This window comes from Paenibacillus thiaminolyticus (genome assembly GCF_007066085.1).
GTDB classification, from domain to species: Bacteria; Bacillota; Bacilli; order Paenibacillales; family Paenibacillaceae; genus Paenibacillus_B; species Paenibacillus_B thiaminolyticus.
On record NZ_CP041405.1, the window covers coordinates 3,157,251 to 3,169,219 of the forward strand.

General features: G+C 33.8%; 9 protein-coding genes. All 9 read right to left on the reverse strand.

Annotation, left to right across the window (positions count from 1 at the left end):
• Window positions 1–552: 552 nt before the first annotated feature.
• Complete coding sequence (locus FLT43_RS14215; RefSeq protein WP_087443974.1) at window positions 553–3,450, reverse strand: glycosyltransferase family protein; 2,898 nt, start codon at window positions 3,448–3,450, stop codon at window positions 553–555.
• 41 nt (window positions 3,451–3,491) lie between these two features.
• Complete coding sequence (locus tag FLT43_RS14220) at window positions 3,492–4,439, reverse strand: glycosyltransferase family 2 protein (protein ID WP_164776535.1); 948 nt, start codon at window positions 4,437–4,439, stop codon at window positions 3,492–3,494.
• 415 nt (window positions 4,440–4,854) lie between these two features.
• Window positions 4,855–6,942 carry a CgeB family protein gene (locus tag FLT43_RS14225; protein WP_164776546.1) on the reverse strand — a complete coding sequence of 696 codons (2,088 nt, stop codon included), beginning with the start codon at window positions 6,940–6,942 and terminating at the stop codon, window positions 4,855–4,857.
• Between the two features lie 27 nt (window positions 6,943–6,969).
• Window positions 6,970–7,350 carry a hypothetical protein gene (locus FLT43_RS14230; protein WP_087443971.1) on the reverse strand — a complete coding sequence of 127 codons (381 nt, stop codon included), beginning with the start codon at window positions 7,348–7,350 and terminating at the stop codon, window positions 6,970–6,972.
• Between the two features lie 30 nt (window positions 7,351–7,380).
• On the reverse strand, window positions 7,381–7,686 hold the full coding sequence (locus tag FLT43_RS14235; protein WP_087443970.1) for a hypothetical protein: 306 nt from the start codon (window positions 7,684–7,686) through the stop codon (window positions 7,381–7,383).
• 163 nt (window positions 7,687–7,849) lie between these two features.
• A complete protein-coding gene (locus FLT43_RS14240; protein WP_087443969.1) occupies window positions 7,850–9,142 on the reverse strand; it encodes a nucleotide sugar dehydrogenase in 1,293 nt (430 codons plus the stop codon).
• A 24-nt stretch (window positions 9,143–9,166) separates the two neighbouring features.
• Complete coding sequence (locus FLT43_RS14245) at window positions 9,167–10,228, reverse strand: glycosyltransferase family protein (protein WP_087443968.1); 1,062 nt, start codon at window positions 10,226–10,228, stop codon at window positions 9,167–9,169.
• 47 nt (window positions 10,229–10,275) lie between these two features.
• A complete protein-coding gene (locus tag FLT43_RS14250) occupies window positions 10,276–11,019 on the reverse strand; it encodes an ABC transporter ATP-binding protein (protein WP_087443988.1) in 744 nt (247 codons plus the stop codon).
• Between the two features lie 14 nt (window positions 11,020–11,033).
• Window positions 11,034–11,852 (reverse strand): ABC transporter permease, encoded by an 819-nt coding sequence (locus FLT43_RS14255; protein WP_244194307.1) that lies wholly within the window; start codon window positions 11,850–11,852, stop codon window positions 11,034–11,036.
• Window positions 11,853–11,969: the final 117 nt, after the last annotated feature.

Here is an 11,969-nt window from a genome sequence, read left to right on the forward strand (position 1 = left end):
GTGTAGTTAGGGTAGCTGAGGGCAATAAGCGTTGGTTTCTACCCGCAATCGCGTTCAAATATCATTCGTACATTTCCCCTCCCTGAGCTCTCCAATCCCTCGTGGTATGGGATCATACCGTACCTGCTACCGATCCTGTTGTCCCCCACCTTTCTGGAACCAATTTCGGCTAGCACAGCTTACATTAACCCGTATTCCTAGTTTAAGTAGATTTTATCCGCAAGAATGCATTCGTGTATTCTTGTAATCCTTAGCGCTGAAGAACTGTGTCCAGTTGAATTAGTGAGTCGTCCACTCACTCTAGGAGGCTTCTAGGCTTAATTATCCAACAACTAGATAGTTTCTATTATCGTTCCACTTTTCCCGCGAAAACACGAGGTTGGGAGAGGCTGGTAATGCGACCTTCCACCGAGTGATGGTTTGTCATTAATTTTTTTGTAGGTTCTAATGCGCAATATTACCCGATACTACAAACGACTCATATTATGAAAAATGAATTCTTCTGCAAACCTTTGGATGGTTTTAGGCTACGTAAGACAAACCGCCCCTTTTTTATAAATCAGTTTGCCGAGGGCTTATCAGGCCAATTTCTCGCATAATACTATTTTCTTTCCCACACTGTACTCTAACCCGCTCTGCAGCATTCTTTGATAAAAAAGAAAACAAGTCTGGGTCATAGTATAATTTTTTTATTCCAGTAGCCAATCCTTTATAATCCTCAGCGTCGACGATAATCCCACACTTATCATCTAAAAATTCAGGTACTGCCGCAACTTTATTCGTAATAGGAACCAAACCTGAACACATAGCCTCATCTCTAGATACTCCTTGAGTATCCATTCTTGTGGGAACCAAAAAAATACCAAAGTCTCGATGTAGATTTGCAATCTCACTTTGCCTAAGAAATTTTTCAACCAAAGTAACATTGGAATATTTTTTCAATGGCTTTGTTGTTGCCTTAAATAATTTCCCGTGTCCAACTATCATAAATTGTAAATCATAAAAAAACGGTTCTTTGGCTAGTTCAAGGAGTGTCTTAACCATAAGATCGTTAGCATAATTATGATTACTATATGGTCTTATAGATAAAATCTTTTTTCTCTGATTTGTTTTTTTCTCTGCAAACACAAATACTTCCTCGTTGACGTAATTGTGAATGATACTATAATATTTTTCAGGCAGTCTCATACCTACATCCTCAAAAACTGTATCTAATAGATATGACGAAACAAATACAAAATGTAATGAATAATCGGAACCCAAAGCTAAATCAAATATTTGTTTCCAAAATGCTATTCTCTTTTCACTCTGTATCTTAGCATTTTCAATTGTGCGAGTATTAGTTAAATTATGCTCTCTTCTTCGATATGATTGAATTTCTGCACCGTGAATCCATATTATTACTCTTTTTCCTTTTATGATATTTTTTATACTTCCCCATAACTCTTCAGTTAGAGAATGAATAAGAATAGTTTTGTAATTCCCATTTAGAAGAAGACTGTTTAAATGTTCATAATAACCCGTAGTAATGTCAATTCCATAAAATTCAGAATATTTTGATACTTCTTGGTTATTATATTTAAACACATCTACAATCATGCCGTTTTTCTTATACTCCAATAACCGCGAATGAATAAACGTATAACTATATAGATTGTCATAAGATGGGTAAAAATTTGAAATTAGCATAATACTCGATTTATTTAAATGAACATCATCAATCCACTCACTACGGTCTTCCATGGAAGGTTCTATCATTTCAGCAATCTTGTATAACTTATTCATACTAATTCCAGTATCAGTTACTACAAGATCATCAACAGTACTGCAATTATCACCTGTAAAATTCATACAATAATTGAATTCATCAATTGATAAACCCTTGGCTTTAAGTACCCCCTCATCAATATCTTTAATTATAGTATTTAGTTGCTCGCTACTAAAAGCCTGTGAGCGTATAAACGCTCTCCTCATTGCGAATTCTTCTGTTGTGTGATAGCTTAAGCCCTCTTCGTACAAGTTAACCATTCCATTATCGAAATAATAATAACGACATTTTCCTAAAGCATCCAATTTCGTATACTGAATAGATAAAATGAAATCTTCAACATAATGTCTGCCATAGTAATCGTGAGGAGAAAAAAATACAAAATAAGGGTATTTATTCTTAATAATATTCATTTCTGATAAAGTAATCTCTTCATAGATACTAACTAAATCATTTTCAATTTCAAGGTTCCCTAAATCCGAAATAATAAACAAATGTTTATTTAGTAACGATTGATTTTGAAATTGCTTAATGATGTATTGAATTTCTTCAATAGTTGTACAGTTCGCAAATATCGCAACTTGGTCATCTTCTGATTCAACCGAAAAGTTAGAGATTTTGTTAAGTATATAGAGGAGACGATGACGATAAGTGTGTTCACGTAAGACTTTTCTAAGACCTAAAAGTCTAAATTTGGCATAATAAATATCATCAGAAAAATTTATAATTTCATCAATCAATCTTTCCCCATCATCTGTAGAAATAACTAAATCTCCAAAAAAATTACGTCCCCCCCTTGAGTAATTACTAAACGTAACTGTATTGGATGCAAGCAATTCAAAAATACGTCTTGCACACATAGTTTGTGACTGCTTAACAGAATTCAAATTTATATTATAACGATAACCTTTATAGGCTTTATTAATTTCCTTTGGAGGTAAGTATCCTTTAATTAAACGCCTAAACGATGGCGGAAACATATAATTAGCGTCCTTACCATTATAATTTCTATCGTAGATATCAACTTCTTTGATTTTGGAGAGTTTTTCAATAAAAACATTTAAATCTTTATTCCGCTCTGGATATCTTTTATAATAAGCTCCTGCAAAGCAAACCTTATCTTCTCTTTCTATCCATTCTATTGGATTATGGAATTTAGGCTGAGCTGCAAATGGCATTAAAAAAACCCGTTCATGCTTAAGCAATTTCTTATATTTAGAAATACAATCAATGTCAGTTGTAAATACATAATCAGCGTACTTTGCTACAGCTAGAAATGTATTAAAATGAACAGGATCCTCCTTATTCCAAAAAACAATGGGGATATTCTTTTTTCTGCAGTAATGAAATATCCCAATTAATTCATCACTTAAGAAATTAACTTTAGAATTCCAAGATCCATTAATGCCTCTCCATGCAGATTCAACAAAGAACAAATCCGGTTGAAAGTTATCGAATTGAATTTTCCATAAATCAGGTTTGATCTGAAGCATTTTACACTCCGGTTCAAAAGAGTGGTACGTAAATTCATCCATTATACAGGAAATTTTTACGTTTTTTAGATTGTTAAAGTGTTTATTGTTAGCATCATCAATATCCTGAACAATATTTAATTCTAAAAATAGTTCTCTTCTTTTTTGATTTAAGATAGTAGTTCTTTTATTGTAATAATCGATGTCCAAAAGTTCATCCCTCCTCCCATCTGCCTATATAATGCCCAATCTTACACATATATTTCACTGTGTAAGATTTTGATACTTTCCAGGATAGACTCTGTTTTTTTCTTGTGTAGAGGATACCATTTTTTTATTATTTCATCATAATCTCCTTCAGTTACTTTTGTAAGCATACTTTCAGTTGTACTATTAATCCTCTTTATAAGTTCTATTGTCAGTTCAATTAAATCATTTTCAGGGCTTGCATTTTCTAAACAAAAATCAAAAATACATTGTAAGATTGTATCACGGTCAAAAAATGACTTACGGTTAAATATTTGAGTAATAGATAAGTTCTCATCATCTTCACGAATGGTTCGAAAATGAATAATATAAGGACAAACTACAATTTTTTTAGAATAAAACCATGTCTCTAACGATGGTGGTAAATCTTCAAAGTAAGTTTTTTTTAAAAAACCAATATTGTTCTCTTTCAAGAGTGATAATTTGTAAATCCGATTTGTAAAACTTCCACTGAAAAAATCATGAGGAGGTCCTAACCGAAGATTAGTATAAGGTTGTCTTATATAATTGTTAATTTTAGACTCAATATACTGGACAGGAATTAATTTTTCGTTAGACTCCAATTTTTGAAACATTCTGCCTAGGGCCATATCTGCATTATTTCCACTTATGCAGGTATACATTTTTTCTAAAGCATCTAAAGGATATGCATCATCTGAATCTAAAAATGTAATATAAGTACCTTCTGCATAATCAATTCCTGTATTTCTCGCTTCTCCAAGGCCACTATTTTCGGTATGATGTAATATCTTGAATTTTTTATTTCTTCTTGCATATTTTTCGGCTATAATCATTGAATTATCTGGTGTACAATCATTGATAATTAGTACTTCGATATCCTCCATTGTCTGATTTTCAATAGAATAAAGACACTCATCTAAATACTTTTCGGTATTATATACAGGGACAACAACAGTTATCTTCGGAGCCATATCCATCCCCCTATCGCCTGAAATAAGGCTAACTTGCGCCACTATTAGGAAAACAAATTCGTTTTCTTCAAAATATCCCGCTAATCTTTAAAATAACCAGTATTTAAAGCTCTATTTTTTAAATTCAAACAATTGATAAATTCCATGGATACCCACTTCTTTGGGAAGTGCCTATCTTCCTTTCCACACAAATCCTTCGGTTCTCGCTGGTCTCTCCTCAAGCATAAAAAGCATCTTTCGCAAACACCCTGCCAGTACGCCTGTACATTCTGCATACTTCAGTAGCTTTAAGAGCACGCCCCATAATAAATTCCGCTATGAAACTCAAAAAAGGGACTAAAATGCACGACTAAAGTAACATTCACATCCATGCAAATTAAAGTTAGGATGGTTATCATACTATAGGACGAAAAACTTAAACCTGTTTTTTTAATAGGTTTACTAAAGACGACTTTGGAGTTGGGTTAAGAGCAATTTCTTTTATAATAACTTGGACATCCGATTTTATTTCCATCGTAAACGTTAAATAATGCGAACTTTCCTTTTTTCTAATAGTAGTGCATCCAGTAGGTAATAACTGATTTGCTCCCAAATACCGATCCTGAGCATCGTAAAAGGAACATAACAGTCTAAAATGTCCTTGAACAACGGTATTTAAATATACACAAATCAGACCTTCAGAGTTGCAATACTCTTCAACCGTTATTTTTTTCCTAAAATCTAACTTAATCGTTTTTTTGATGGAATCAACTGTATACAATCCAACACTTCCATCTGATGTAATATACTTCTGCAAACTCTTCGGTGTATGAACAATATTAAATAAATGATTTCCTTTAATTGACAATGGAATGTCATAGTATAGTGATTCAGGTTTAATAAAATCACTAATTTCATTTATTACCTGCATTGATACGCCTTCATTTAATTCAATATCATCTACTAAATCACACTTCTCAAAAGGATATCCTTCACAAAAATTAAAGGGGTCAATAGATAGACAAGGGACGCCATTAATTGTTGAAGAGTCTATAAAATTACTTTCGAACCCAATCTCTTTTATATAATTCACTGAAATAATTGAACGATCTATTTTCAAATTATCGGTTATTACATATTTTTTGTTTCCATCTTTCAACTCAAACGAATTATCTCTATAAGAATAATAACACCCTTTACCAACGGCTGTTACTTTTTCATATTTTAGAGATAAAACCAAATCAGTTAAATAGTTTTCTCCATAATAGTTGTTAGGACGCAGAAAAGCACAATAATCAGAATCATTGAAGATAGCTGAAGACATCGAACTCTTCGGTACAACTGAAATATTACTGTCGTCAATTTGATTTGATATTGACGACCATTTATCAGTGAATATATATAATCTTTTATACTGGTACTTTTGTCTTTTAAATAATGTAATAACAGAAGTAGCCTCAGCTATATCTTCAACTATGCTGTAAATGGTAATTCTAGGAGAATTGCTATTTGCACTAGTCTTATATACAATTTCATAAATAAATTCGATTCTCTCCTTATAAGTATGCTGACTCAATACTTTACGTAATGCAGCAAGCCTAATTTTATCTAGCAAAAGCTGATCACTTAAGACTGCAGTTAAACGTCGCTGGAAAGTATCAGGATCCTCGAATTGAATTATTAGATCTCCAAAAATAGTCTTAAGTCCCTGACATTCATTACTCACTACCAGAGTGTTACATGATAAAAGTTCAAATGCTCTCCTTGCCTGCATGGTTGAAGAGTGCTTTACAATATTAAGAGTAATCCCCATTGTATAGCTTTTATATGCAATATCTACTTTACTCGGTGGAAGGGAACCAGCAATTAATTTTTTATATTTTTTAGGGTACATATAATCGGTATTTCCTGGATAAGGATTCCGATCATAAATTACCACTTCCCCATATTTCGTCAAATTCTCTATCATATCTTCAAAGTCTTTTTTTCTTTCTTCTCGCTTATTGTAAAATGAGCCGGCAAAGCAAGCCGCATTAACCCGTTTGTACTTTTCTAGAGGTGAATATATCTGAACACAAGAAGCAAACGGCATACAGTAAATTTGATCATGCCCTAATAATCGCTTATAGAGTGGAACGCAATCTAAGTCGGTAGTTAACACATAATCAAAATATGAAGCAATGTGCAGAAAAGTAGTAAAATGAATAGGATCCTCCTTATTCCAAAAAACTGTTGGTACAGCATTAGAATTACACCATTTAAGCAAATCAAGAAATTCATCTGAAGGTTTAGGTAATAGCTTTCTTTTCCAAGACTTATTAAATCCATTCCAAATTGACTCTACAAAAAAAATATGAGGCTTAAATTCTTCAATTTGCTCTTTCCAATTTGTAAAGTCCAGATTCAAGAATTTACACTCATGAGGAAAAAACAATTCACTTAGCTCGTCCAACATACCAGCAATTCTTAAGTCTGATGCAACCTGAACTGGTGGCTCAATCGTCTTCATTCTATACAATAGCACTATTAATACCTCTCCCATTTAGTTGATTCAACGTTTTTTCTTTAGATATCCCCCAATTTTTTTGGCAGTTCCTTTTATACCTAGCACAGCATAATAATAAGCAAGCTTTTTAGTAGGATAGAGAACTTTCGAAAAAAAACTAGATTCAGACGATAAAATAATAGGAAATTGATCATATGAAGCTGTTGAAATGTTTAAATGGCTTACTTTTGGGTTTTGTACTGGTTTCTCAGCAAAATGCCTTCGAGAAGTGCTGCCGCTACCTTTACACTTCATCAATTCTAAGTTTAATATGTCTACTTGCTGCCGCAGCTCCCTATTTTCTTCTTGATATAGTTTACAAATAGCTTTAAGCTGTGTCTCACAATAATTCTTTTTTTTTCGACTCGCACTGTAATCGTTCGACATTCACATTTAGCTCCTTTACAGTTTAAACATTCAAAAATTTTCTGGCACCCTCTTCCTATACTTCCAATATTTAATTGTCAATTTAGCAAGTTTCGCATTACGTATCAGATTATACTTGTATTCTAAATCAAAATATTTTGACTCTAATTGGCAGTTTTGGTATATTGCAGACCTGTAATGTCTTAGGGTTTCTTCTTCATTGTCTAGTTGTTCAAGTAGGTCTCTATTTTTTTGATCGATGATTTGTTCTAACTGTTGTATTCTCCCCTTAAGTTCTTCATTTTCTTCTTTCAACTTTTTTAAAAAATCAAATGAACAATCTGATTGCGATACCATTTTTTCGACTCCTAAAACTTTAGTAAGGTTTAGCTTCTAAAACTCAACATAAAAGAAAAATTAGTTAATGACTTTTAATACTCATTCTTATCTTGCACTGTTATGTCTCTCGATGGATTACATACCAAAATCTCTAGAAAAAGTTGTGTGTTCCATTATTACCTCATCCAACAACTTCATACATTTCTCCTTTACTATTGCGTTTATATTGGTATATATTACCAAAATTGATTACTTCCAAGCCTGATCTCAACTGTGACCTAATGATATTCTTCGTATCTAATAACATTGGAGTTCGCATTAATTTTGCTATCTTAATTTGATTTAATTCCTTAAATTCATTATGATCTGTTAGTACCAAAATTAGATCAGCGCCGGTAACAGCTGTTTCCTCATCTACAAATTCAATATGGGAAACATGTGGATCATGGATTGATAGGTTATATCCTTTTTCTTTGAGGATCTCTATGATTTCTAGTGCAGGAGATTCACGCATATCATCCACGTTCCCTTTATAAGTTACACCAAAGACCGCGATCTTCGGACAATCGATCCCCTGCAACAATTCACTAGATAGTTGAACAACAAATTCTGGCATACTGTTGTTTGTATCTCTTGCAAGTTTAATGATATTTGCATAATCAGGTGACTTTGCGTAAATAAAATAGGGATCTACCGCTAAGCAATGTCCTCCCACACCTGGACCCGGACTATGTATATTTACTCTCGGATGCTTATTAGCCATATTAATTACATCCAACGCGTTTATATCTAAGTCATAGCAAATTTTAACTAATTCATTTGCCAATGCAATATTCACGTCTCTGAAGGTATTTTCCATACATTTCGACATCTCGGCAGTCTTTGCTTCTGTCCTTATGATCTCCCCTTGTACAAACGCTGAATACACCTCTGCTGCAGCTTGTGTGCATTTTTCAGTAATCCCACCTACAATTCGATTATTATGGATTAATTCTTCTAAAATTTGCCCAGGGAGCACTCGTTCAGGACAGTGTGCAAGATAGACATCCTCTCCTGCTTTAAATCCATTATTTTCGAATACTACTTTAATATGATCATCCATAGATCTCGGAGAGATTGTAGATTCCACAATAATAGTATTTCCTTGTTCCAAATACGGGATAATGGATTGACACGCACTTACCACATAGGACAAATCACAGCTCATATATGAGTCATTATTATTTGGAGTAGGAACTGCCACAATAAACACATCAGCCTTTTCGGGATGTAAGGAAGCCTTAAACCTCTGAGAATGAATAGCATCTTTAATCAAATCCGCAAGCCCAGGTTCTTCAATATGTATAGACCCGTTGTTCAATGTCTCAACAATGCTTGCATTTACATCCACACCAATAACTTCGTATCCATGACTCGAGAACATTGCTGCAGTAGGTAAGCCAATATAACCAAGACCTAGCACACAAATTTTCATTATTAATCCCTCACATCTACATCTTCATTTTATAAGTCTATTTAAAAATGCCAGATAGTCTGATGACCTTTTAATCCAAGAATTTTCATTTATAAATGATTCATTTACCTCAGTATGATCATTCGATTGAGATAACTGTAGCACTGCCCTCTCGAATTCTTTGTGCTGGGAATAGAATTCCAACCGATTGTAATTAAATTTATCTAATTCTTTCCAATAACTGCTTATGATTGGTTTAGTTAAAGCAATATACTCGTAAAGCTTCACGGGATCAACGGCCCTAATCAGTTCATTAACCTGAAATGGTAATAACATGATATTTCCTGAATAGATATAGTCAATAACGTCTTCATGGGGAATTACCCCCACTAAAATGATGTTGTCTGGCAACCCTTCAGGCTTGTATTCGCATGGACCTATTAAATAAATTGAATAGTCTGGGTATTGCTTTGCAAAAAAAATAATGGTCTCCCAATCGAGCCAATGACTAATCGTTCCTATATAAACTAGGTTGGGTTCAAAGAGTACCCTTTTTTTAGGTACTCGACTAAACGTGTTCTCATCCACTGCATTTGGAATGGTCGTCACAGCCAACCGACAGTCTTGATATCTGCGTTTCAATTCAAGAGACAATTGTTGAGAGCTTGTAATTACTGCATCTACTTGATTAAGAGTGATGCTTTCTTCTATAATCATTCTTTCTCGAAGCCTGCCGCTATAAAAAAAAGGCATGTTATCCATACACTCGTATACAAGTACAGCTTTCCCTTTTTTACACTCTGGAATGTATTGATGCTGCAAAGGGCCTGTTAGTATAATAATATCGTATTCACGGTGGTTTAATAGCGTTTGTATATATTTTACGTTTATCATTTCAATAGCTCTCAGCTTAAGCGAGAAGGGGAGAACATAAGTATCTATAATACTTAAGTTTCCTTTACTAAGCTTTTGAACTACGCCTTTGCCCAACGGTGTTAGTGAAAGAAAATCCACCTCTACATCTTGTAAAGATAAATACTCGGCTATAAATTGAGGTCTTTGCTTAATCCATTTCCAACTAACAGTAGAGAAATATAAAATTCTCATGTTTCACCTCTTACAGCATCAAACGCAATTAACATTTTGTACTCATTTCATTTACTTTTCGACATATTTTGATATTCTTTAATGACCTCTTTAGAATCTCCGACTCTTGCTACTTGTCCCTGTTCTAACCAAAGCACACGATCACACAACTTTTCCACTTGACCTAAAGAGTGAGAAACAAACAGTACGGTAGTCCCCCCCTCCATCATAGATAGAATTTTCTTTTCTGATTTTTCTTTAAAGTTCATATCCCCGACGGCCAACACTTCATCCACGATTAGAATCTCAGGTTGAACTATTGTAGCAATGGAGAAACCTAGTCTGGCTTTCATCCCGGAAGAGTAGTTTTTTAATGGAGTATGGATAAACTTACCTAGATCAGAGAACTCAACAATTTCCCTAAGTTTTTCATCAATAAATTTTTTGGAGTAACCTAGCAGCAATCCATTCAGTTTTATATTTTCAATGCCAGTTAGCTCCCCATTGAAACCGGCCCCTAATTCTATTAAGGGGGCAATGTTACCCCTTCTAGTAATCGTTCCGGTCGTAGGCTTTATCACGCCAGCAATAATCTTAAGCAGAGTACTCTTTCCAGCACCATTGTTCCCAATAATACCAAACACTTCACCTTTTTTTACGCTGAGGCTTACATTACGTAGTGCAAAAAAATCTTCATAGCTGATTTCCTTCTTCATCTTTTTTACAAGAAAATGTTTAAATGAATCAACTCGTTCTGTAGCCAAGCGATATTTCATCGTTACATTGGATACCTCAATAACTATTTCATTCATAGTATACCTCTGTCTCATAAATGATAAATAAAACGATCCTGTGACTTATAAAACACAAATAACCCCAGAACTCCATATATAAGCATATATGCGATGCAAAGCAAATGCGACATAAGATCAGGAGCAACGCCATTCATCATAACGTCTCGAAACATATTCACGATTGTGAACAGAGGATTTATCATTATTAACGGCATATATTTCTCGGGAATAATAGACGCAGGATAAAAAATTGGCGTCATGTACATAACAACCATTAATATAATTGAATAAAAATGCTTCATATCTTTAAAAAACACATTTATTGAGGCTAGGATTAATCCTATGCCGGCTGAAATAATTAATAAATACAACATAGGGAAAAGAAACATTAGGTTAATCCATCGAAAAGAGAGTCCGGTAACTATCATTACTGCTCCAAGCGGGACTAGTGCCACAAATGTCGTAATAAAAGATGAACACACACGCGATAACGGGAAGAAGTACTTTGGAACATATACTTTCTTTATTAATTGACCATTTGCATAGATTGAATCCATCGCAAAATTTGTAGCCTCCGAAAAAAACTGATAGACAATTCGTCCAATCAAAACATAAACGGCAAAATGAGGAATCTCATTTTTAAATAATGTTGCGAACACAATACTCAACACGACCATCATTAATAAAGGATTTAACATACTCCACAAAATTCCCAATACGGAGTTACGATATTTTAACTTTATATCTTTTCTAACCAATTCGAAAAATAAATCTTTATACTTAAATAAATTACTTAGATATTGATTCATTTTATCTCCCTTAGCTATATTTATAGTATCGTCTTCCATCATTTCAAGTGATAGAGCTCAAGATCCAGAAAAATGCCAATGACTCCAAAGCGGCTTGATAGCAACTTGGAGTTCATCATCTTATTCTTGCTTCCAACTTGGAAATGCAGCAACAAACGA

Excerpts from the sequence above, each read along its gene's own strand:
- FLT43_RS14220 (WP_164776535.1), bottom strand. The coding sequence starts at position 4,439 with ATGGCTCCGAAGATAACTGTTGTTGTCCCTGTATATAATACCGAAAAG.
- FLT43_RS14230 (WP_087443971.1), bottom strand. The coding sequence starts at position 7,350 with ATGTCGAACGATTACAGTGCGAGTCGAAAAAAAAAGAATTATTGTGAG.
- FLT43_RS14235 (WP_087443970.1), bottom strand. The coding sequence starts at position 7,686 with ATGGTATCGCAATCAGATTGTTCATTTGATTTTTTAAAAAAGTTGAAA.
- FLT43_RS14240 (WP_087443969.1), bottom strand. The coding sequence starts at position 9,142 with ATGAAAATTTGTGTGCTAGGTCTTGGTTATATTGGCTTACCTACTGCA.
- FLT43_RS14245 (WP_087443968.1), bottom strand. The coding sequence starts at position 10,228 with ATGAGAATTTTATATTTCTCTACTGTTAGTTGGAAATGGATTAAGCAA.
- FLT43_RS14250 (WP_087443988.1), bottom strand. The coding sequence starts at position 11,019 with ATGAATGAAATAGTTATTGAGGTATCCAATGTAACGATGAAATATCGC.
- FLT43_RS14255 (WP_244194307.1), bottom strand. The coding sequence starts at position 11,852 with ATGATGGAAGACGATACTATAAATATAGCTAAGGGAGATAAAATGAAT.